The organism is Escherichia sp. XD33 (genome assembly GCF_019375075.1).
GTDB classification, from domain to species: domain Bacteria; phylum Pseudomonadota; class Gammaproteobacteria; order Enterobacterales; family Enterobacteriaceae; genus Enterobacter; species Enterobacter flexneri_A.
Genome location: NZ_JAENDM010000007.1, coordinates 60169 through 82685 on the forward strand (window position 1 = coordinate 60169; position 22517 = coordinate 82685).

At 50.9% G+C, this 22517-nt stretch carries 26 protein-coding genes and 1 pseudogene; 19 read left to right on the forward strand and 8 right to left on the reverse strand.

Features of this window, described 5'->3' with window-relative positions:
* Positions 1–150 precede the first annotated feature (150 nt).
* From rlmB to K0778_RS06550, 8 genes and pseudogenes are all read left to right on the forward strand, one after another.
* Positions 151–882 (forward strand): 23S rRNA (guanosine(2251)-2'-O)-methyltransferase RlmB, encoded by a 732-nt coding sequence (rlmB, locus tag K0778_RS06515; RefSeq protein ID WP_001293282.1) that lies wholly within the window; start codon positions 151–153, stop codon positions 880–882.
* 126 nt (positions 883–1008) lie between these two features.
* Positions 1009–1410, forward strand: coding sequence for a YjfI family protein (locus K0778_RS06520; protein ID WP_000220128.1), 402 nt, complete (start codon positions 1009–1011; stop codon positions 1408–1410).
* An 18-nt stretch (positions 1411–1428) separates the two neighbouring features.
* Entirely contained in the window at positions 1429–2127 is a 699-nt protein-coding gene (locus K0778_RS06525) for a PspA/IM30 family protein (RefSeq protein ID WP_000511955.1), read from the forward strand.
* A 50-nt stretch (positions 2128–2177) separates the two neighbouring features.
* Positions 2178–2836: pseudogene (locus K0778_RS06530) on the forward strand (YjfK family protein).
* 17 nt (positions 2837–2853) lie between these two features.
* The gene (locus K0778_RS06535; protein WP_000547760.1) at positions 2854–3252 is read left to right on the forward strand and encodes a DUF350 domain-containing protein; all 399 of its coding nucleotides are present in this window, start codon (positions 2854–2856) and stop codon (positions 3250–3252) included.
* A gap of 9 nt (positions 3253–3261) precedes the next feature.
* On the forward strand, positions 3262–3900 hold the full coding sequence (locus K0778_RS06540; RefSeq protein ID WP_000101685.1) for a DUF1190 domain-containing protein: 639 nt from the start codon (positions 3262–3264) through the stop codon (positions 3898–3900).
* Positions 3901–3902: 2 nt separating this feature from the next.
* The gene (locus K0778_RS06545) at positions 3903–5066 is read left to right on the forward strand and encodes a glutathionylspermidine synthase family protein (RefSeq protein WP_000943964.1); all 1164 of its coding nucleotides are present in this window, start codon (positions 3903–3905) and stop codon (positions 5064–5066) included.
* 83 nt (positions 5067–5149) lie between these two features.
* Entirely contained in the window at positions 5150–6775 is a 1626-nt protein-coding gene (locus tag K0778_RS06550; RefSeq protein WP_001295190.1) for an isovaleryl-CoA dehydrogenase, read from the forward strand.
* A gap of 116 nt (positions 6776–6891) precedes the next feature.
* On the opposite strand, the gene yjfN is transcribed toward K0778_RS06550, so the two are convergent.
* Positions 6892–7167 (reverse strand): DUF1471 family protease activator YjfN, encoded by a 276-nt coding sequence (gene yjfN, locus K0778_RS06555; RefSeq protein WP_000811566.1) that lies wholly within the window; start codon positions 7165–7167, stop codon positions 6892–6894.
* A gap of 148 nt (positions 7168–7315) precedes the next feature.
* Complete coding sequence (bsmA, locus tag K0778_RS06560; RefSeq protein WP_000254633.1) at positions 7316–7645, reverse strand: biofilm peroxide resistance protein BsmA; 330 nt, start codon at positions 7643–7645, stop codon at positions 7316–7318.
* A 181-nt stretch (positions 7646–7826) separates the two neighbouring features.
* On the opposite strand from bsmA, the gene yjfP reads away from it, so the two are divergent.
* Positions 7827–8576 (forward strand): esterase, encoded by a 750-nt coding sequence (gene yjfP / locus K0778_RS06565; RefSeq protein WP_000569679.1) that lies wholly within the window; start codon positions 7827–7829, stop codon positions 8574–8576.
* Here yjfP and ulaR read toward each other — a convergent pair.
* Positions 8573–9328 carry an HTH-type transcriptional regulator UlaR gene (ulaR, locus tag K0778_RS06570; RefSeq protein WP_000133631.1) on the reverse strand — a complete coding sequence of 252 codons (756 nt, stop codon included), beginning with the start codon at positions 9326–9328 and terminating at the stop codon, positions 8573–8575. The two genes, yjfP and ulaR, sit on opposite strands and share 4 nt — an antisense overlap.
* 107 nt (positions 9329–9435) lie before the next feature.
* Positions 9436–10500 (reverse strand): L-ascorbate 6-phosphate lactonase, encoded by a 1065-nt coding sequence (gene ulaG / locus K0778_RS06575; protein ID WP_001301370.1) that lies wholly within the window; start codon positions 10498–10500, stop codon positions 9436–9438.
* A gap of 354 nt (positions 10501–10854) precedes the next feature.
* On the opposite strand from ulaG, the gene ulaA reads away from it, so the two are divergent.
* From ulaA to ulaF, 6 genes are read left to right on the forward strand one after another with little or no spacing between them, the layout of a single operon-like run.
* Positions 10855–12252 carry a PTS ascorbate transporter subunit IIC gene (ulaA, locus tag K0778_RS06580; RefSeq protein WP_063084808.1) on the forward strand — a complete coding sequence of 466 codons (1398 nt, stop codon included), beginning with the start codon at positions 10855–10857 and terminating at the stop codon, positions 12250–12252.
* Between the two features lie 15 nt (positions 12253–12267).
* A complete protein-coding gene (gene ulaB / locus K0778_RS06585) occupies positions 12268–12573 on the forward strand; it encodes a PTS ascorbate transporter subunit IIB (protein ID WP_000218362.1) in 306 nt (101 codons plus the stop codon).
* Positions 12574–12582: 9 nt separating this feature from the next.
* The gene (ulaC, locus tag K0778_RS06590; RefSeq protein ID WP_000776505.1) at positions 12583–13047 is read left to right on the forward strand and encodes a PTS ascorbate transporter subunit IIA; all 465 of its coding nucleotides are present in this window, start codon (positions 12583–12585) and stop codon (positions 13045–13047) included.
* 13 nt (positions 13048–13060) lie between these two features.
* Positions 13061–13711, forward strand: coding sequence for a 3-keto-L-gulonate-6-phosphate decarboxylase UlaD (ulaD, locus tag K0778_RS06595; protein WP_000056760.1), 651 nt, complete (start codon positions 13061–13063; stop codon positions 13709–13711).
* Positions 13712–13720: 9 nt separating this feature from the next.
* Positions 13721–14575: an L-ribulose-5-phosphate 3-epimerase UlaE gene (gene ulaE / locus K0778_RS06600; protein ID WP_000949504.1), complete on the forward strand. Its 855-nt coding sequence runs from the start codon at positions 13721–13723 to the stop codon at positions 14573–14575.
* Positions 14575–15261 (forward strand): L-ribulose-5-phosphate 4-epimerase UlaF, encoded by a 687-nt coding sequence (gene ulaF, locus K0778_RS06605; RefSeq protein WP_001170848.1) that lies wholly within the window; start codon positions 14575–14577, stop codon positions 15259–15261. Before ulaE ends, ulaF begins: the two co-directional genes overlap by 1 nt.
* 128 nt (positions 15262–15389) lie before the next feature.
* Here the strand turns inward: ulaF and yjfY are convergent, their stop codons facing one another.
* Positions 15390–15665 (reverse strand): DUF1471 family protein YjfY, encoded by a 276-nt coding sequence (gene yjfY / locus K0778_RS06610; RefSeq protein ID WP_000492914.1) that lies wholly within the window; start codon positions 15663–15665, stop codon positions 15390–15392.
* Between the two features lie 326 nt (positions 15666–15991).
* On the opposite strand from yjfY, the gene rpsF reads away from it, so the two are divergent.
* The 4 genes from rpsF to rplI are packed head-to-tail and all read left to right on the forward strand — an operon-like array spanning position 15992 to position 17431.
* Positions 15992–16387: a 30S ribosomal protein S6 gene (gene rpsF / locus K0778_RS06615; RefSeq protein ID WP_001216676.1), complete on the forward strand. Its 396-nt coding sequence runs from the start codon at positions 15992–15994 to the stop codon at positions 16385–16387.
* Positions 16388–16393: 6 nt separating this feature from the next.
* Positions 16394–16708: a primosomal replication protein N gene (gene priB, locus K0778_RS06620; RefSeq protein ID WP_001296681.1), complete on the forward strand. Its 315-nt coding sequence runs from the start codon at positions 16394–16396 to the stop codon at positions 16706–16708.
* A 4-nt stretch (positions 16709–16712) separates the two neighbouring features.
* Positions 16713–16940, forward strand: coding sequence for a 30S ribosomal protein S18 (gene rpsR / locus K0778_RS06625; RefSeq protein ID WP_000135199.1), 228 nt, complete (start codon positions 16713–16715; stop codon positions 16938–16940).
* 41 nt (positions 16941–16981) lie between these two features.
* Entirely contained in the window at positions 16982–17431 is a 450-nt protein-coding gene (rplI, locus tag K0778_RS06630; RefSeq protein ID WP_001196062.1) for a 50S ribosomal protein L9, read from the forward strand.
* 101 nt (positions 17432–17532) lie between these two features.
* Here rplI and K0778_RS06635 read toward each other — a convergent pair whose 3' ends face one another.
* The 3 genes from K0778_RS06635 to K0778_RS06645 all read right to left on the reverse strand — a co-directional run bounded on the left by K0778_RS06635 (position 17533) and on the right by K0778_RS06645 (position 22513).
* Complete coding sequence (locus K0778_RS06635) at positions 17533–18810, reverse strand: MFS transporter (protein WP_001033615.1); 1278 nt, start codon at positions 18808–18810, stop codon at positions 17533–17535.
* Positions 18811–18902: 92 nt separating this feature from the next.
* Positions 18903–20975, reverse strand: a complete 2073-nt coding sequence (locus K0778_RS06640; protein ID WP_000080350.1) for an FAD-binding protein — start codon at positions 20973–20975, stop codon at positions 18903–18905.
* Complete coding sequence (locus tag K0778_RS06645; RefSeq protein WP_001226947.1) at positions 20972–22513, reverse strand: acyl CoA:acetate/3-ketoacid CoA transferase; 1542 nt, start codon at positions 22511–22513, stop codon at positions 20972–20974. The genes K0778_RS06640 and K0778_RS06645 overlap by 4 nt, the downstream gene beginning before the upstream one ends.
* Positions 22514–22517: the final 4 nt, after the last annotated feature.

Genomic DNA, 22517 nt, shown 5'->3' on the forward strand with positions numbered 1-22517 from the left:
GATTGCTGACAAAATGCGCTTTGTTCATGCCGGATGCGGCGTGAACGCCTTATCCGGCCTACATAATCACGCAAATTCAATATATTGCAGAGATCATGTAGGCCGGATAAACGTAGTGCATCAGGCAAAACGTAAACAACGAGTACATTAATGAGCGAAATGATTTACGGCATCCACGCAGTGCAGGCCCTGCTGGAGCGCGCCCCTGAACGTTTTCAGGAAGTCTTTATTTTAAAAGGCCGTGAAGATAAACGTCTGTTACCGCTGATTCACGCCCTTGAGTCTCAGGGCGTGGTTATCCAGTTGGCAAACCGCCAATATCTCGACGAGAAAAGCGACGGTGCCGTGCATCAGGGCATTATCGCCCGCGTGAAGCCAGGACGTCAGTATCAGGAAAACGATCTGCCGGATCTGATCGCTTCGCTCGATCAACCGTTCCTGCTGATCCTCGACGGCGTAACCGATCCGCACAACCTCGGCGCGTGCCTGCGTAGTGCGGACGCCGCAGGCGTTCATGCGGTGATTGTGCCGAAAGATCGCTCCGCACAGCTCAACGCTACGGCGAAAAAAGTAGCCTGCGGCGCGGCAGAAAGCGTTCCGCTGATTCGGGTGACTAACCTTGCGCGCACCATGCGTATGTTGCAGGAAGAGAATATCTGGATCGTCGGTACGGCAGGCGAGGCGGATCATACACTCTATCAGAGCAAAATGACCGGACGCCTGGCGCTGGTGATGGGTGCGGAAGGTGAAGGTATGCGTCGCCTGACTCGTGAACATTGCGATGAGTTGATCAGCATCCCGATGGCTGGAAGCGTTTCTTCCCTGAACGTTTCGGTTGCGACCGGAATTTGCTTATTTGAAGCGGTGCGCCAGCGCAGCTAATTTCTCAGAATTATGAAAAGCCATCCAGATTTGGATGGTTTTTTTTTGTCTATAGCTGGTAAGATAATTACGTATTGCAAATATTCATTTTATTAATATTTAAACTTAATCTATATGGAATAATATATGACATGGAATCCGTTGGCGCTAGCGACGGCGCTGCAAACTGTACCTGAACAAAATATTGATGTAACAAATAGCGAGAACGCATTAATTATTAAAATGAATGATTATGGCGATTTGCAAATCAATATTCTTTTTACTTCCCGCCAAATGATTATCGAAACCTTTATTTGTCCGGTGAGTAGTATCAGCAATCCAGATGAATTTAATACCTTCTTATTAAGAAATCAGAAGATGATGCCGTTGTCATCGGTAGGGATCTCCAGCGTACAACAGGAAGAGTATTACATTGTTTTCGGGGCGTTATCGCTTAAATCTTCTCTTGAAGATATCCTGCTTGAGATAACCTCGCTGGTAGATAACGCATTGGATCTGGCTGAAATTACAGAAGAATATTCACACTAATTACAAGGACGGGTATTTATGGGAATTTTAAAAAGTTTATTTACGCTGGGGAAATCGTTTATCTCCCAGGCGGAAGAATCCATTGAAGAAACCCAGGGCGTGCGCATGCTGGAACAGCATATTCGTGACGCTAAAGCTGAACTCGATAAAGCCGGAAAATCTCGCGTTGATCTGCTGGCGCGGGTGAAATTAAGTCACGATAAGCTGAAAGATTTACGTGAGCGCAAAGCCAGTCTGGAAGCCCGTGCGCTGGAAGCGTTAAGCAAGAACGTTAATCCGTCGTTGATTAACGAAGTTGCTGAAGAAATCGCGCGCCTTGAGAATCTCATTACCGCTGAAGAGCAAGTGTTGTCGAATCTGGAAGTCTCCCGTGATGGCGTGGAAAAAGCAGTTACAGCGACAGCGCAGCGTATCGCTCAGTTTGAGCAGCAAATGGAAGTCGTTAAAGCCACTGAAGCCATGCAGCGTGCACAACAGGCTGTAACAACCTCTACCGTTGGCGCATCTTCCAGCGTTTCGACAGCGGCAGAATCCTTAAAACGCCTGCAAACGCGTCAGGCCGAACGTCAGGCTCGCCTGGATGCTGCCGCACAGTTGGAGAAAGTCGCAGACGGTCGCGACCTTGACGAAAAGCTGGCGGAAGCCGGAATTGGCGGTAGCAATAAAAGTAGCGCCCAGGATGTATTAGCAAGACTGCAACGCCAACAGGGCGAGTAATTTTTTTGCCAGCCTCGCTAAAAGGCTGGCAACTATTTTAAGGATAAAATATGTCTGGTTTTTTCCAGCGTCTGTTTGGCAAGGATAATAAGCCAGCTATCGCTCGTGGTCCGCTGGGACTTCATCTCAATAGTGGCTTTACGCTCGACACGTTAGCGTTTCGTTTGCTGGAAGATGAATTGCTGATTGCGCTGCCGGGTGAGGAATTTACGGTAGCCGCCGTCAGCCACATCGATCTGGGCGGCGGTAGTCAGATTTTCCGCTACTACACTTCAGGCGATGAGTTTCTGCAAATCAATACCACCGGCGGCGAAGATATTGATGACATTGATGATATCAAGCTCTTTGTCTATGAAGAGAGCTACGGTATCAGTAAAGAGAGTCACTGGCGCGAGGCGATCAACGCCAAAGCGATGGGAGCAATGACCTTAAACTGCAGGAAAAACGCTGGCAGCGATTTTTTAACAGCGAAGAACCGGGAAATATCGAACCCGTCTACATGCTGGAAAAAGTAGAAAATCAAAACCATGCCAAATGGGAGGTCCATAATTTTACCATGGGCTACCAACGGCAAGTAACCGAAGATACTTACGAATATTTGCTGCTAAATGGTGAGGAATCTTTTAACGATCTCGGCGAGCCAGAGTGGTTATTTTCGCGCGCGTTGGGTGTCGATATCCCACTGACATCACTTCATATTATTGGTTAATTACAAGGACGTTTACAATGCATATACTGGATTCACTTCTTGCCTTTAGCGCCTATTTTTTTATTGGCGTGGCTATGGTGATTATTTTTCTGTTTATCTATTCTAAAATTACACCGCACAACGAATGGCAGTTAATCAAAAACAATAATACCGCGGCGTCACTGGCGTTCAGCGGTACATTGTTGGGTTACGTTATCCCCTTATCCAGTGCGGCAATCAATGCGGTGAGTATTCCAGACTATTTCGCCTGGGGCGGGATTGCACTGGTGATTCAGTTACTCGTTTTTGCTGGTGTCAGACTTTATATGCCCGCATTAAGCGAAAAAATTATTAATCACAATACCGCAGCAGGAATGTTTATGGGAACCGCCGCGCTGGCTGGCGGTATTTTTAACGCAGCTTGTATGACATGGTAATGGACGATCATGGCCAGAAAACGCAAATCAAGAAATAACAGTAAAATTGGTCACGGAGCGATTAGTCGCATTGGTAGACCGAATAATCCTTTTGAACCGCGTCGCAATCGCTACGCACAAAAATACTTAACGTTGGCGCTAATGGGCGGTGCCGCTTTTTTCGTATTGAAAGGTTGTAGCGATAGTAGCGATGTCGATAACGACGGCGACGGAACGTTTTACGCGACAGTGCAGGATTGTATTGATGACGGTAATAATGCCGACATTTGCGCGCGTGGCTGGAACAACGCCAAAACGGCATTTTATGCCGATGTTCCGAAGAATATGACTCAGCAGAACTGTCAGTCTAAGTACGAAAATTGCTACTACGACAATGTTGAACAGAGTTGGATCCCGGTCGTTTCTGGATTTTTGTTAAGCCGGGTTATTCGTAAAGATCGCGATGAGCCGTTTGTTTATAACAGCGGCGGTTCCTCTTTTGCTTCGCGCCCAGTCTGGCGCAGCACTTCTGGTGATTACTCTTGGCGCTCCGGTTCTGGCAAAAAAGAGTCTTACTCTTCGGGCGGCTTTACCACCAAAAAAGCGTCTACCGTTTCTCGCGGCGGCTATGGTCGTTCTTCCAGCGCCCGTGGGCATTGGGGAGGCTAATCATGCTGAGACACAACGTTCCTGTGCGACGGGATCTGGACCAGATCGCCGCTGACAACGGTTTCGACTTTCATATCATCGACAATGAAATCTATTGGGATGAGAGTCGGGCTTACCGTTTTACTCTGCGCCAGATTGAAGAGCAGATCGAAAAACCGACTGCGGAACTGCATCAGATGTGCCTTGAGGTGGTGGATCGCGCGGTAAAAGATGAAGAGATCCTGACGCAACTGGCGATCCCGCCGTTGTACTGGGATGTGATCGCTGAAAGCTGGCGCGCCCGCGATCCTTCGCTGTATGGACGGATGGATTTTGCCTGGTGTGGCAATGCGCCGGTGAAGCTGCTGGAGTACAACGCCGATACGCCAACTTCATTGTACGAGTCGGCTTATTTCCAGTGGCTGTGGCTGGAGGATGCCCGGCGCAGCGGCATTATTCCGCGTGATGCCGATCAGTACAATGCTATTCAGGAACGCCTGATTTCACGCTTTAGCGAGCTTTACAGTCGGGAACCGTTTTATTTTTGCTGCTGTCAGGACACCGATGAAGACAGGAGTACCGTGCTGTACTTGCAGGACTGCGCCCAGCAGGCAGGGCAGGAGTCGCGGTTTATCTACATTGAAGATCTCGGTTTGGGCGTCGGCGGCGTACTGACCGATCTTGATGATAATGTCATCCAGCGTGCATTTAAGCTGTATCCGCTGGAGTGGATGATGCGTGACGATAACGGTCCGCTGCTGCGCAAGCGTCGCGAGCAATGGGTGGAGCCGTTATGGAAAAGTATCTTGAGTAATAAAGGGCTAATGCCGCTGCTTTGGCGCTTCTTCCCTGGTCATCCTAACCTTCTTGCATCCTGGTTTGAGGGTGAAAAATCGCAGATTGCCGCTGGCGAAAGCTATGTGCGTAAACCGCTCTACTCGCGCGAAGGCGGAAATGTCACCATTTTCGACGGCCAGAATAACGTCGTTGACCACGCTGATGGTGATTACGCCGATGAACCGATGATCTACCAGGCGTTTCAACCTCTGCCGCGGTTTGGCGATAGCTACACACTCATCGGTAGCTGGATTGTCGATGATGAAGCGTGCGGAATGGGGATCCGTGAAGATAACACACTGATCACCAAAGACACCTCACGTTTCGTTCCGCATTACATTGCTGGATAAGAATGTTTTAGCAATCTCTTTCTGTCATGAATCCATGGCAGTGACCATACTAATGGTGACTGCCATTGATGGAGGGAGACACAGTGCACTGGCAAACTCACACCGTTTTTAATCAACCTATACCATTAAATAACAGCAACTTATACCTGTCTGATGGCGCGCTCTGCGAAGCGGTAACGCGTGAAGGTGCTGGCTGGGATAGCGATTTTCTAGCCAGTATTGGTCAGCAGTTAGGAACGGCTGAATCCCTTGAACTGGGGCGGCTGGCGAATGTGAATCCGCCTGAATTATTGCGCTACGATGCGCAAGGACGCCGTCTGGACGATGTGCGTTTTCACCCCGCCTGGCACCTGCTGATGCAGGCGCTATGTACCAATCGGGTGCACAATCTTGCCTGGGAAGAAGACGCTCGCTCCGGCGCATTTGTGGCGCGCGCGGCGCGTTTTATGTTACATGCGCAGGTTGAGGCAGGGTCGTTATGTCCGATAACCATGACCTTTGCCGCCACGCCATTGTTGTTACAGATGTTACCCGCGCCGTTTCAGGACTGGACCACGCCGCTATTGAGCGATCGCTACGATTCTCACTTATTGCCAGGTGGGCAAAAACGCGGTTTGTTGATTGGCATGGGAATGACGGAAAAGCAGGGCGGTTCCGATGTTATGAGCAACACCACCCGTGCAGAGCGTCTGGAAGATGGCTCTTATCGGCTGGTGGGGCATAAATGGTTTTTCTCGGTTCCGCAAAGCGATGCGCATCTGGTGCTGGCGCAGACCGCGGGTGGTCTGTCCTGCTTTTTTGTGCCGCGCTTTTTGCCTGACGGGCAACGCAACGCGATTCGCCTCGAGCGGCTGAAAGATAAGCTGGGTAATCGCTCTAACGCCAGTTGCGAAGTGGAGTTTCAGGATGCCATTGGTTGGTTGTTGGGGCAGGAAGGGGAAGGAATTCGTCTGATCCTGAAAATGGGTGGGATGACGCGTTTTGATTGCGCCCTGGGTAGCCATGCCATGATGCGCCGTGCATTTTCGCTGGCGATTTATCATGCACATCAACGCCATGTTTTTGGTAATCCATTGATCCAACAGCCCCTTATGCGTCATGTCTTAAGTCGCATGGCACTTCAGCTTGAAGGGCAAACGGCGTTGCTGTTTCGTCTTGCGCGAGCGTGGGACCGGCGTGCCGATGCCAAAGAAGCCCTGTGGGCGCGTTTATTTACGCCTGCGGCAAAATTTGTGATCTGCAAAAGAGGTATGCCGTTTGTGGCCGAAGCGATGGAGGTGCTGGGCGGCATTGGTTATTGCGAGGAGAGCGAGCTGCCGCGGCTTTACCGGGAGATGCCGGTAAACAGTATTTGGGAAGGTTCCGGCAATATTATGTGCCTGGATGTGTTGCGCGTTCTCAATAAGCAAGCGGGCGTATACGACTTATTGTCGGAAGCATTTGTGGAAGTGAAAGGGCAGGATCGCTATTTTGATCGCGCGGTTCGTCGTTTACAGCAGCAGCTGCGTAAGCCAGCTGAAGAACTGGGGCGAGAGATTACTCATCAGCTATTCCTGCTGGGCTGCGGTGCGCAAATGTTGAAATATGCTTCTCCGCCAATGGCGCAGGCGTGGTGTCAGGTGATGTTAGATACGCGCGGCGGCGTACGGTTGTCAGAGCAGATCCAGAATGATTTATTGCTGCGGGCGACGGGGGGAGTGTGTGTGTAAGCGTATACGACTGATGCGACGCTGGTTTCGATTAACTAAATGAAATATGTGAAAATTGTAGGCCGGACAAGGCGCTCGCGCCGCATCCGGCATTGTTCATTTGCTGTAGATGACACTCATGCATACAGTATCGCCTGTACGCGCCAGTTATCAGGCTGCTGGTCTTCGTACATGGTAATAATGCGGTACCATGACGCACCTTGTTCATCGGCCTTTAACGCCACGATACGTTCCACGTCCTGCGGATCCCCTGAAATATTGCTAACTGAGATCTGACCTATTTCATTCAGGCCCGTCACGCAGTCAGCACTGGCGAATTCTGCAGACTGTGCCGTGGCGCTCGCAGGATAAGTCACTAATTGCAGCGAGGGTGAGGCAAGTAATTGTTTCATCGTCAGCTCCATTTTTCGTTTCCCCACATGTTGCAGGGCATTCCATCGCGGTAATAAACGCCCAGGCTTCCAGCCGGTAATTTATTGTGCACAGGTAAACGCATAGGGACGCAAAGCAATGTAAAGCTGACTATGTAAGTTGTCTGATTTATTTACGGTACAAAATGGCTTGTGAATACCACTGTCCTGTCACGATGGTTTCGTCCACCATGACGACAACGTAATAATCAGCTTTTGCAGCGACAGCTTTCGCTTTGATTTCTGCTAATGCGTCATCCGGAGAACCCCGAACCATCGTGCTTACGCTACCTATTCGCTGTAACCCTTGCGTCTGGTCGCGGCGAATCTCTTGCGGATGGTCCGTTACTGGCGGTGCTGGCTGTGGCGTACCTTGCAGTGCGCTACAGGCACTTAACATCAACACCAATAATAAACTGGCAAACCGGTAAATAACGCTATTACGTTTCCTGCTAACCATAGTGTAGTGCCTTATTAATTTAACTTTGGGGGAATGTTCCCGAATTGTTACCTGGTACGCGATTTTCGAATGAAAACGTGACGAAAGCGTAACCCACATCTCAACATTATGAACTAATACCGCCAGCAGAAACTTGTGCTAAGGATTTCTTCATGTCATACCAGACAAAAAGGAGAGACAGATGATTGAAATAGAATCACGCGAGCTGGCAGATATTCCCGTTCTTCATGCTTATCCTGTCGGACAAAAAGATACCCCGTTACCGTGCGCGATTTTTTATCACGGCTTTACTTCGTCCAGTCTGGTGTATAGCTATTTTGCCGTTGCGCTGGCGCAGGCTGGTTTGCGGGTGATCATGCCGGATGCGCCCGATCACGGTAGTCGTTTTAGTGGCGACGCAGCGCGGCGGTTAAATCAATTCTGGCAAATCTTGCTACAAAGTATGCAGGAATTCACTACTTTACGTGCGGCAATAGCCGAAGAAAAGTGGCTGCTTGATGACCGTCTGGCAGTCGGTGGTGCGTCGATGGGCGCGATGACGGCACTGGGGATTACCGCTCGCCACCCCACGGTGAGATGTACCGCCAGCATGATGGGATCGGGCTATTTTACATCACTCGCCCGTTCACTGTTTCCACCGCTGATACCTGAAACGACAGCACAGCAGAATGAATTCAATAACATTGTCGCGCCGCTGGCAGAGTGGGAAGCGACAAACCACCTGGAACAACTTAGTGACAGACCTCTACTGCTGTGGCATGGCCTCGACGATGACGTTGTGCCTGCCGACGAATCACTACGTTTGCAGCAGGCCTTAAGCGAGACGGGACGGGATAAACTGCTAACCTGTTCATGGCAGCCAGGCGTGCGTCACCGCATTACGCCTGAGGCGTTAGATGCTGCAGTGACATTTTTCCGCCAGCATCTTTAAACACGCAGAATGCTGACCCCTTGCGCTTCCAGTTGTTGCAGGATTTCCGGGTTAGCATTTTTGCCGGTGATCAGCATATCAATTTGATCGGCACGGCTAAAAAGCATTCCCGCGCGTTCGCCAATCTTACTGCTATCAACCAGTACCACCAGTTTCCCTACCACGCTCAGCATCTTCTGCTCTGCCATTGCCGTCAGCATATCGGTTTTATACAACCCTTCTGCTGTCAGTCCTTTGCCGCTGGTAAACATCCAGTGCCCGGCATAGAGACTGTTTTCGCTGCCCTGCGGGCTTAAAGTGATGGACTGACTTTTGTTGTACTGTCCGCCCATAATGATCACGCTGTCATGTTCTTGATCGATCAGGTAATTTGCCAGCGGTAGATAATTAGTGATGATTTGCACTGGCTTGCCACACATTTCCCGCCCAAGCAGAAACGCGGTGGAGCCGCAGTTGATGACTACGCTTTCGCCCGGATTAACCAGCTGCGAGGCCGCTTTAGCGATACGTACTTTTTCATCGTGATTCTGCGCCTGATGCAGATTCATCGGCGTCCAGCGCGGGCGCTGTTGGGTAATAGCTTCTGCGCCATTGCGCACTTTTTTCAGTTTGCCGCTTTCGTCAAGTTTATTGATATCGCGTCGCGCAGTGGCAGGCGAAATTCCCAGACGCTCAACGACTTTCTCAACGGTCACAAAGCCCAATTGTGCGAGCATTTCCAGGAGGATTTGATGTCTTTGTGCTTCAGTCATGAGCTATTCCGATAAAATTTGATTTTTTTAGATGATATTTGAAATAGCCAGGAAATACTACGCCGGATAGCGCGAACTACTCCACGCTATCCGGTATAAACGACAGATTACAGGAATGACTTGAACGGCAGATCCGGTTCAATAGTGAAGCAATCATCGAAACCACGCGGATAGTGGTACTCGAAGTTGTCTTTATCCAACGGCCAGGTAAATTTGCCGCCAACCTGCCAGATAAACGGCTTGAAGCCATACTTCAGGCGATCTTTTTTCATCTCCCACAGCACGCGGATCTCTTGCGGATCGGCCTGGAAGTTTGACCAGATATCGTGGTGGAACGGGATAACCACTTTCGCATTCAGGGCTTCACCCATACGCAGCATATCGGCGCTGGTCATTTTGTCGGTGATACCGCGCGGGTTTTCGCCGTATGAACCTAAAGCCACGTCGATCTGATGTTCGTTACCGTGCTTCGCATAATAGTTAGAGTAGTGGGAGTCGCCGCTGTGATACAGGGAGCCGCCAGGCGTTTTGAACAGATAGTTCACCGCGCGATCGTCCATGCCGTCCGGCAGTACGCCAGCCGCTTTTTGATCGGCAGGCAGGGTGATCAGTGCAGTACGGTCGAAAGCGTCAAGCGCATGAATTTCAATGTCTTTCACTTTTACAACATCGCCCGGTTTGACCACGATGCAACGCTCTTTCGGTACGCCCCAGCCAATCCACAAATCCACACAGGTTTTCGGTCCAATGAACGGTACGTCATCAGCACAGTTCTGCATCACAGCAGCAGCGACGTTGACGTCGATATGATCGTTGTGATCGTGAGTCGCCAGTACCGCGTCGACCTGGCGAATCGCAAACGGATCAAGAACAAACGGGGTGGTGCGCAGGTTTGGCTGCAGTTTTTTCACGCCAGCCATGCGCTGCATTTGGTGACCCTGTTTCATTAACGGGTTACCGTGACTTTGTTTGCCAGTGCCGCACCAGAAATCAACGCAAACGTTGGTGCCACCTTCCGATTTTAACCAGATCCCGGTGCAGCCAAGCCACCACATCGCAAATGTGCCAGGAGCGACCTGTTCTTGTTCAATTTCTTCATTCAACCAGCTACCCCACTCCGGGAAAGTGCTCAGGATCCAGGATTCACGGGTGATACTTTTCACTTTACTCATCGCCATTTACCTTCATGATAGTTCAATTCGAATCAATATGTGATTGGTTTTGATTAATCCTGACACTATTTTTTCAGGAAGGCAATGACCATTTTTTGACTTTTTGCCAGGGAAGTTGTTGTTGATTTTGAGTGTGGAAAGATTTAATGGAATGTGTAGTTAAATTAACTAAATGAATTTAAATAAATAATTGTTTCGTTGTGTGAATCCCACTCTATCCGTGTGGAATTATTTGCGGGTCGCGTCACATTTAATCATAAATAATCTTGTTGTGATTACTTTTGAAAATTAGAGTGAGTGCACAACATTCCGGGTGTGCGGAATACCCGGTTACCTCTTCTTCAGGAGATCGTTATGGAGATCCTCTACAACATCTTTACCGTGTTTTTTAACCAGGTCATGACCAATGCCCCGTTACTGCTGGGTATTGTGACCTGTCTGGGCTATATCCTGCTGCGCAAAAGTGTCAGCGTTATTATCAAAGGTACGATAAAAACCATTATTGGTTTCATGTTGTTGCAGGCAGGGGCCGGCATCCTGACCAGTACCTTCAAACCGGTGGTGGCGAAAATGTCGGAAGTCTACGGCATCAACGGTGCGATTTCAGATACTTACGCGTCGATGATGGCAACCATTGAACGCATGGGCGATGCTTATAGCTGGGTAGGTTACGCGGTGTTGTTAGCGCTGGCACTGAACATCTGTTACGTGCTGCTGCGTCGCATTACCGGTATTCGTACCATCATGCTGACTGGTCACATCATGTTCCAGCAGGCGGGGCTGATTGCCGTTACGTTGTTTATTTTCGGCTATTCCATGTGGACGACCATTATCTGCACCGCGATTCTGGTTTCGCTCTACTGGGGCATTACCTCCAATATGATGTACAAGCCGACTCAGGAAGTGACGGATGGCTGCGGTTTCTCCATCGGTCACCAGCAGCAGTTTGCATCATGGATTGCTTATAAAGTCGCGCCGTTCCTGGGCAAAAAAGAGGAGAGCGTTGAAGATCTCAAACTGCCTGGCTGGCTGAACATTTTCCACGACAACATCGTCTCCACGGCGATTGTCATGACCATCTTCTTTGGCGCCATTCTGCTCTCCTTCGGTATCGACACCGTGCAGACGATGGCAGGCAAAGTGAACTGGACGGTCTACATCCTGCAAACCGGTTTCTCCTTCGCGGTGGCGATCTTCATCATCACTCAGGGCGTGCGCATGTTTGTGGCGGAACTCTCTGAAGCGTTTAACGGTATCTCTCAGCGCCTGATCCCAGGTGCGGTTCTGGCGATTGACTGTGCGGCTATCTATAGCTTCGCGCCGAACGCCGTGGTTTGGGGCTTTATGTGGGGCACCATCGGTCAGCTGATTGCGGTTGGCATCCTGGTCGCCTGCGGCTCCTCGATCCTGATTATTCCCGGCTTTATCCCGATGTTCTTCTCCAACGCCACCATCGGCGTGTTCGCTAACCACTTCGGCGGCTGGCGTGCGGCGCTGAAGATTTGTCTGGTGATGGGGATGATCGAAATCTTTGGTTGCGTCTGGGCGGTGAAACTTACCGGTATGAGTGCCTGGATGGGTATGGCGGACTGGTCGATTCTGGCACCGCCGATGATGCAGGGCTTCTTCTCCATCGGTATCGCCTTTATGGCTGTCATCATTGTAATTGCACTGGCTTATATGTTCTTCGCTGGCCGCGCACTGCGCGCAGAAGAAGATGCAGAAAAACAACTGGCAGAACAGTCTGCTTAATAAGGAGTTTTGATTATGACCGTACGTATTCTGGCTGTGTGTGGCAACGGACAAGGCAGTTCCATGATCATGAAGATGAAAGTGGACCAGTTTTTAACCCAATCAAACATTGACCACACGGTAAACAGCTGCGCGGTTGGCGAATACAAAAGCGAGTTGAGCGGCGCGGATATCATCATCGCTTCTACGCACATTGCGGGCGAAATCACCGTGACCGGCAACAAATACGTGGTCGGCGTGCGCAACATGCTCTCTCCTGCCGACTTTGGCCCGAAACTGCTGGAAGTGATCAAAGAGCATTTCCCGCAGGACGTGAAGTAAGGACGCGCCATGAAATTACGTGATTCGCTGGCGGAGAATAAATCCATCCGCCTGCAGGCTGAAGCAGAGACATGGCAGGACGCAGTGAAAATCGGCGTTGACCTGCTGGTGGCGGCGGATGTTGTCGAGCCGCGTTACTACCAGGCGATTCTGGATGCGGTTGAACAGCACGGTCCGTACTTTGTGCTCGCACCAGGCCTGGCAATGCCGCACGGTCGCCCGGAAGAGGGCGTTAAGAAAACCGGTTTTGCGCTAGTGACGCTGAAAAAGCCGCTGGAGTTCAACCACGAAGATAATGACCCTGTGGATATCCTCATCACCATGGCGGCGGTCGATGCCAACACGCACCAGGAAGTAGGCATCATGCAGATCGTCAATCTGTTTGAAGATGAAGAAAATTTCGACCGTTTACGTGCCTGCCGTACCGAGCAGGAAGTACTGGATCTCATTGACCGCACCAACGCGGCAGCTTAAGAAGGAATTGAAGATGTCATTACCGATGTTGCAAGTCGCGCTGGACAACCAGACTATGGATAGCGCCTACGAAACCACTCGCCTGATTGCCGAAGAAGTCGACATTATCGAAGTGGGCACCATTCTGTGCGTGGGCGAAGGCGTGCGTGCGGTTCGCGATCTGAAAGCGCTTTACCCGCACAAAATCGTACTCGCAGACGCCAAAATTGCCGATGCGGGCAAAATTCTTTCTCGTATGTGCTTCGAAGCCAATGCTGACTGGGTGACGGTAATTTGCTGTGCGGATATCAACACCGCCAAAGGCGCGCTGGACGTAGCAAAAGAGTTTAACGGCGACGTGCAGATTGAACTGACCGGCTACTGGACCTGGGAACAGGCGCAGCAGTGGCGCGACGCAGGCATTCAGCAGGTGGTTTATCACCGCAGCCGTGACGCGCAGGCCGCAGGCGTGGCGTGGGGCGAAGCGGACATTACCGCGATCAAACGTCTTTCCGATATGGGCTTCAAAGTGACCGTCACTGGTGGCCTGGCGCTGGAAGATCTGCCACTGTTCAAAGGCATTCCGATTCACGTCTTTATCGCGGGCCGTAGTATCCGTGATGCCGCTTCTCCGGTGGAAGCCGCACGTCAGTTCAAACGTTCCATCGCCGAACTGTGGGGCTAAGGAGCGGATATGTTGTCCAAACAAATCCCGCTTGGCATCTATGAAAAAGCGCTCCCCGCCGGGGAGTGCTGGCTGGAACGCCTGCAACTGGCAAAAACGTTGGGCTTCGATTTTGTCGAGATGTCGGTAGATGAAACGGACGAGCGCCTGTCGCGCCTCGACTGGAGCCGCGATCAGCGTCTGGCGCTGGTGAACGCGATTGTTGAAACCGGCGTACGCGTACCGTCAATGTGCCTTTCTGCTCATCGTCGTTTCCCGCTGGGTAGCGAAGATGACGCGGTGCGGGCGCAGGGGCTGGAGATTATGCGTAAAGCTATCCAGTTCGCTCAGGACGTCGGCATTCGCGTGATCCAGCTGGCGGGCTATGACGTTTACTATCAGGAAGCCAATAACGAAACGCGTCGTCGTTTTCGTGACGGCCTGAAAGAGAGCGTTGAGATGGCAAGCCGCGCGCAGGTGACGCTGGCGATGGAGATCATGGATTATCCGTTGATGAACTCCATCAGCAAGGCGCTGGGCTACGCGCACTATCTCAACAATCCGTGGTTCCAGCTCTACCCGGATATCGGCAACCTGTCGGCGTGGGACAACGATGTGCAGATGGAGTTGCAGGCCGGAATCGGGCATATCGTCGCAGTACATGTGAAAGACACCAAACCTGGCGTCTTCAAAAACGTGCCGTTTGGCGAAGGTGTAGTGGATTTCGAACGTTGTTTCGAAACGCTCAAACAGAGTGGCTATTGCGGGCCGTACCTGATTGAGATGTGGAGCGAAACGGCGGAAGACCCGGCGGCAGAAGTGGCGAAAGCGCGTGATTGGGTGAAAGCGCGCATGGCGAAAGCGGGCATGGTGGAGGCGGCATAATGCAAAAGCTAAAACAGCAGGTATTTGAAGCCAACATGGAGCTGCCGCGCTACGGGCTGGTGACCTTTACCTGGGGCAACGTCAGCGCTATCGACCGCGAACGCGGGCTGGTGGTGATCAAGCCCAGCGGCGTTGCCTACGAAACCATGAAAGCGGCCGATATGGTGGTGGTTGATATGAGCGGCAAGGTGGTGGAAGGGGAGTATCGCCCATCTTCCGACACTGCGACGCATCTCGAACTCTACCGTCGTTACCCGTCGCTTGGCGGCATTGTCCATACCCACTCCACTCATGCCACCGCATGGGCGCAGGCGGGGCTGGCGATCCCGGCGTTAGGCACCACGCACGCTGACTACTTCTTTGGTGATATCCCGTGTACGCGTGGATTAAGCGAAGAAGAGGTGCAGGGTGAGTATGAACTGAACACTGGCAAAGTGATTATCGAAACGCTGGGCAACGCCGAGCCGCTGCATACGCCGGGAATTGTGGTGTATCAGCACGGACCGTTCGCCTGGGGGAAAGATGCCCACGACGCGGTGCATAACGCGGTAGTGATGGAAGAAGTGGCGAAAATGGCGTGGATTGCGCGCAGTATTAATCCACAACTCAATCACATCGACAGCTTCCTGATGAATAAACACTTCATGCGTAAGCACGGCCCTAACGCTTATTACGGGCAGAAGTAAAACACGCGCTGCGGAAATTTCCTTCCTCGGGAGATAACTGGTCTAATTCCGCAGCCGTTTTTCAAAAAAAGCCCCCTGCGAAGGGGGCAAAGCAAACTATGGCAATGTTTCGTTGGTTATACCTGGTGCTAGCGATAAATATCCGCGCTGGCGTGCATATTGCCGTTACTCCCCGGTTCCCGCATCAGAATTACGTGGTAGTACGTTGCGCCTTGCGCATCTGTTTCTTCATTTAATGCCTGACGTGCTTCGCTTTCAGTGGCGAAATTATGATTGATATAAATCACGCCTAAGCTTTGCACATCGTCCATATTTCTGGCCTGGTGGTTATTAATTTCAATGGCTGCCCATGTATTTGCACTTAGCAAAAGCACAGCCAGAAGGGCTAAAACTCGACTGAACATAGATACCTCCTCGACGGCTGACTTTGTGTGCTCTCCTCTGTGATGATCTTCTGATTTAATTTTAATCAATGATAAAGAAGTTGATGGTGACCATTTCTGATGCAGTTGTTCGAAAAAACACTGTGACGGAATGTGATGAACTTCAAATCAGCGGTTTAGAGGTTATTTGCGAAAGGGGAGATTTATTTCTGCTCCGCCCTTGAGTTTAGCGGGGTATGTCAGTACTATAACGCGTCATTTTTCAGCCGACCTTTAACACGTTCCTTGCCTCCCCGGGATTCGGCTGACCCAGACAGGAGGCTGAATAATCCGTAAGGAGCAATTCGATGCGTCATTACGAAATCGTTTTTATGGTCCATCCTGACCAGAGCGAACAGGTTCCGGGCATGATCGAGCGCTACACTGCTGCCATCACTGGTGCAGAAGGCAAGATCCACCGTCTGGAAGACTGGGGCCGCCGTCAGCTGGCTTACCCGATCAACAAACTGCACAAAGCACACTACGTTCTGATGAACGTTGAAGCTCCGCAGGAAGTGATCGATGAGCTGGAAACTACCTTCCGCTTCAACGATGCCGTTATCCGCAGCATGGTTATGCGTACCAAGCACGCTGTTACCGAAGCATCTCCAATGGTTAAAGCGAAAGACGAGCGCCGTGAGCGTCGCGATGATTTCGCAAACGAAACCGCTGATGATGCTGAAGCTGGGGATTCTGAAGAGTAATTTCTGATGACCAACCGTCTGGTGTTGTCCGGCACCGTGTGCAGGACTCCCCTTCGAAAGGTCAGTCCATCAGGAATTCCTCACTGCCAGTTCGTGCTTGAGCATCGTTCTGTGCAGGAGGAAGCCGGTTTTCACCGGCAGGCATGGTGTCAAATGCCCGTTATTGTTAGCGGACACGAAAACCAGGCCATTACTCACAGTATAACGGTCGGCAGTCGCATAACCGTTCAGGGGTTCATTTCATGCCACAAGGCAAAGAACGGACTGAGCAAAATGGTTTTGCATGCCGAGCAGATTGAATTGATAGATTCTGGAGACTAGCCATATGGCACGTTATTTCCGTCGTCGCAAGTTCTGCCGTTTCACCGCGGAAGGCGTTCAAGAGATCGACTATAAAGATATCGCTACGCTGAAAAACTACATCACCGAAAGCGGTAAGATTGTCCCAAGCCGTATCACCGGTACCCGTGCAAAATACCAGCGTCAGCTGGCTCGCGCTATCAAACGCGCTCGCTACCTGTCCCTGCTGCCGTACACTGATCGCCATCAGTAATCGGTCACGGTCCATTAATACGACTTTGAGAGGATAAGGTAATGCAAGTTATTCTGCTTGATAAAGTAGCAAACCTGGGTAGCCTGGGTGATCAGGTAAACGTTAAAGCGGGCTATGCTCGTAACTTCCTGGTACCGCAGGGTAAAGCTGTTCCAGCTACCAAGAAAAACATTGAATTCTTCGAAGCACGTCGCGCTGAACTGGAAGCTAAACTGGCTGAAGTTCTGGCAGCTGCTAATGCTCGCGCTGAGAAAATCAATGCACTGGAAACTGTTACCATCGCGTCTAAAGCTGGCGACGAAGGTAAACTGTTCGGTTCCATCGGTACTCGCGACATCGCTGACGCTGTAACTGCAGCTGGCGTTGAAGTGGCTAAGAGCGAAGTTCGTCTGCCGAACGGCGTTCTGCGTACCACTGGCGAACACGAAGTGAGCTTCCAGGTTCACAGCGAAGTATTCGCGAAAGTGATCGTAAACGTAGTAGCTGAATAATTCGTTATTCAACGAGACGTAAAAACGCCGACCATTGGTCGGCGTTTTGCTTTATAGCGAAAGCGTTACAACTGGTAGTATAACGCTCTGATATCTATTAATTAGCTTGTCGCTAACTGTACTTGCGGTTCTTCATCTTTAACTTTGATAAGCGTCCACAGCGCAATGGCGCCAATAATGTCAAAGAAAGCCAGGGCAATAAAGAACGGCGCGAAGCCGATAATGTGAACGAATGCCCCGATAAACAGGTTGAAAATCAACTGACCGCTCCACGCACAGGCTCCTGCCATACCCACTGCGGTAGCTACTTCGTCTTTTTTGAACAGATCGCCACCCAGAGTTGCTGCTACAGTAGAAAGACATTGATGCGAGAACGCGCCAATACTAATCAGTAATACGGCAATGTAGGGATTTTCGACAATACTCACCAGGCCAATCGTCATCATAATGACGGCTGCAATAGTGAAGGTAATTCTTCGTGAGTTAATTAAACTCACGCCGCGATCGTGGAAGAACTTCGCGACAAAACCACTGGCTAAACAGCCGAGATCGCCCAGCAGGAAAGGCAGCCAGACGAACATGGCAATTTCTTTCAGGCTAAAATGCAGCGTTTCGACGAAGAAAATCGGCACCCAGAAGTTAATGGTTCCCCATGCCGGGTCTGCGAGAAAACGCGCGATGCCAATCCCCCAGAAATTACGTTGGCTGAGGATATGCTTGATTGACGTTTTTTCTTTCTTATCTGTTTTAAGATGCTGTTCTTGTCCTGATTCAATATAGTGGCGCTCTTCATCAGAAAGGCGTTTGGCATCTTTCGGATCTTTATAACAAAAGAACCAAAATAAAGCCGCGAGCAAAGCAAGGCTACCTGAAACAATAAACGCAAATTGCCAGCTATGAAACATAATGCACCAGGCAATCAACGGTGGAGCAAGCATCGCGCCGAGTGAGGTGCCCATATTGAAAACACCTGTCGCCACGCCACGCTCTTTTGCCGGGAACCATGTTGATGCGGTTTTTACACCCGCCGGAATTGCCGACGCTTCGCTGAAACCCATCAGGGCGCGCATAAATGCCAGACCAGACCACGTTCCGGTGAGTGCATGGCCCATTGTCGCCAGGCCCCAAATTGCGGCACATATCGCAAAACTTAACTTCAGACCCACGGTATCAATAAAGAAGCCCATTACCGGTTGCCCTAATGTATAGGCCAACTGGAATGCACTGACAATCCATGAATATTGCTCTTTAGTTATTCCGGTTGTCTCCATAATCGTTGGAGCCGCAATACCTAATGCCGTTCTGTCCAGATAATTGATTACAGTGATAAAGCATACGAGGGCAATCATATGCCACCGGTAATTCTTTATTTTATTCATGTTTAAACCTTTTAATTATATTAATAAACCCTGGTTGTTGGTGTTTCCGTGTAATAGGTAATAAAAATCAGGTACAGAGGAAATATTGAAAATTATTGTGTGTAAATTTCTCCATTTAAAAAGTCTGGCCAGTTTTTTTCAAAGTAAATACCGTTAATACACGGTTGCATACGTAAAGACTTCACTTCGGTAATAAAAGAACCTTGCGAATATTGAATCGTTAATCTGTGATTTTTGTCTTCAGCACGTTCAGAGCGAAAACGCCATTCTTCTTTTGCGCCGCGACGAGTTTGTGGTAGGCATTTGCCTTGTGGATCAATAACTATCCGTGCCCCACGACTGCCACCACCAGCATCAATATAATGTGTCAGTTGAGTTAAGACGGCGGCAGAGGTCAGCGCCATATGCCGCCACATAAACAGCTCGGCAACTTCGCCCACATGTTTGATAGCCAATCCATGCCGTTGGACAAATTCGTTCAATAGCAGGGCATCACGAGTGGCGCGTCGGACTTTATCGGCATGGCAAATAAATCCCGCATGGTCAGACATTCGTGCCTGAATTTTTTCTCTCACAACCGACAACGGCATCCCGGTCCCGTTATCGTGCGCCTGAGTAATGATCTCTCTTATAGAAGCCAGTGCCTGAGCTACCAGCTGTGCTATATCTCCATCAATATTACGTTTTTGCGTGCAACCAATAAAACGTGCCAGACGAACAGCAAAAACCTGCCCGGCATTCAATGCCGCACCACCAGGGCGAGTGACGCCGTGTGTGCCAGCAACTTCCCCCACGGCAAAACAACCGGGCAGGGATGTTTGTCCCCAGATATCCACTTCAATGCCGCCATTCATGTGCTGATTATTCATGGCAAACTGCAATGGCTGCGTGGTGAGATCGTAACCGTGCATCTTATACAGCGAGATAGACAGCGGATTCATTCGTTGCAGTCGTTCGATGGGCGATGGTGCCAGAGCGTCGTTATTTTCCAGATACGCGCGAACGTCGTCGTCCAGTCGCTCTAATGAGAATGGCAGGTCACCCGGCACAGGTTCAGGATTGCGATTGAAATCCATAAATACCTGACGCCCTGATTGCTGCTCTTGCGCTACTGCCATATCTAACAAGCTGGAGCCAAAATCCATCACCCGAGTGGCGTGGAACGGCCACTGATAGCCTTTACGGAAAATGTTTGAAGCCAGCTCCTGGGTGGTGCGATAGTAATCCGCGAGGAAGTTATACTCGTTACCCTCAGCATCCACGGAATAGATATACGGGATCACCTGTACATAGGTGCCGGATAAATTCCACGGAAACGTGCTGCGCGGCGTGCCTATACCAAACTGGCTTTCGGTCAGATTGGTTAGCGTCAGGCCTTCCTCCAGCGCCAGCCCCAGCGAGCCAAAACATTTGTGTGGGTACACACTGTCGCGATAAAGCTCGCCAGGCCCTCCTGTTGCCAGTACCACATTGGGCGCAGTCACAATTGCCAGCCCCCAAGGGTTATGGGCGCGATGACCGGTCGCGAGGATTGCCCCCGCCACACGGTCTTCGCCGTTTTCGTCACGCTGATGCAGCAGTTTAATCACTGTTGCACTGGTCAACACTGGAATGGCGAGGCGCTGTACTTCTTCCAACAGCACTTTCACCATTAACCTTGAGGTCCGCGGCCCACACGAGGTTGCACGCCCGGCTTCGTCATGGTCGGTTTGATAACGAAGAATCGCGCCATAGCGATCTTCCGGTAATTCCAGACCAAGATATTGCAACCCGCCAAGAGTGTGCAGAGAACCTACCGCTTCGACATAAGCGGTGTCGTGATCCATCGCCCCACCGCTCGCCAGTGCCTCTGCCAGTTTGGTGAAGTTGTCGCCGTTGCCCGCGGTAGCGGCGGTAAACAGTGTCTGTTTATCGGAACCAGAACATGCCGACGTCCCCATATATAACCCGGCAGTGGCGATCAGCACATTTTGCTGGCGGCGTTTAAGTTCCACAGCTGCACGCAGCCCGGCTGCACCACTGCCGACTACCAGGGCATCTGTTTGCCAGAGTGGGTAATCAACACCGTCTACCGTGACAACCCATGCGGGCTCTGCCTGTGCAAAACCCTTTGGGAAAGTAACGTGCGTCAGCGCATCAAGGATGGTGTCATCAAGCTGACTCATGCATCCTCCATCGGCGTAAACAGGCTACTTTCCATCAGGCGTGGATGCTTGATAATTGGACGGAAGGCCATATACGGCAGAATGTCGCGCTCAATCTCCACACTCGGTGCGATTTCAATTAATTCAACGCCTTCTGCCGTTAACTGGAATACTGCGCGTTCAGTGATATACAACACTTCCTGACCACTTTGCTGTGCGTAGGCGGCGCTAAAAGTGATTTTTTCCACCTGGGTAACCAGTTTAGGGATTTGACCTGACTGGGCGATATGCAAGCCATCTGGCGTTACATCAATCTTGCTACCTTTGGCGTCGAACGTGCCGCAGAACACCACTTTACGGGCGTTTTGCGCAATTTCGAGAAAACCGCCGGGGCCAATGAGATTGCCATTGAGATGGGAGACGTTGACGTTACCGTACTGATCCATCTCTCCCATGCCGAGGAAGGTGATATCGATCCCTCCGCCACTGTAGAACTCAAATTGATCGAGTGATGGAATAATGGCATCGGCGTTGCGGGCACAACCAAACAGAGCATCATCAAGCATCATGCCGTTATGTACGCCTTGCTCGACGCTCAGCCATAAACTTTGGTAAGGAACGCCTTCGCGCAGCGCTACGCCTGGAATACCGCCAGGAATACCAAAGCCAAAGTTGGTTGAAGCGCCAGCCACCAGTTCGCGTGCTGCCCGACGGGCAATCAGGCGGCGCACCGGATGACTAACCAGTTCAATAGCGTCGTTAGAACTCAGACGGCGATGTTGACCGCTAATGGTCAGGTCGTAACCGCCAAGATAGGTTTGCGGTTGTTCGCGGTGTTCAACGATGCCATCAACCAGAATGCCCGGTAATTTGACCCGGCGTGGTTCAATCGCGCCAGCTTCCAGCACATCGCGTACCTGTACGAACACTTTGCCGCCGCTGTTGTGTGCTGCCAGCGCCATGGAATAGCTATCCATATCAATCGCTTCTTCTTCAAGGCTGACGTTGCCTCGAGGATCGGCATAAGTGCCACGCAAAATCGCGTAATCCACTTTGAAAGGGCGATAACGAAGTTTGGTTTCACCGTCGATTTCAATCAGTTCTACCAGGTCGTCGGTAGTGCATTCATTCGACTTACCGCCGCCATTGCGTGGATCAACAAACGATCCCAGCCCAACGTGGGTAAAAAGCCCCGGACGTCCGGCGCCGATCTCCCGTAGCAGTGCCTGAATCACGCCACCAGGAAAGCAGTAGGCTTCAATCGTGTTATTTTTTACCAGCGCCTGCATTTTGGGCGACCAGGTAAAGTGCCCGGCAATAATGCGTTTGAGCATCTCTGCGTGCGCAAAACGATTAGTGCCTTTGCAGTCGCGATCGCCAATACCCAGCGAGTGGATTAGCGTCAGGTCGCGAGGGTGTCCGGTTTGCAGGAAACGCGCTTCAATAGCAGCCAGAATATGGTCGGCTTCTACCATACCGCCGCCGTTACCGCTAATAGCAATAGTCGCACCGTCCTGAATTTGCGCCGCCAGTGCCTCGGCGGTTGTTATCTTACGCATACAA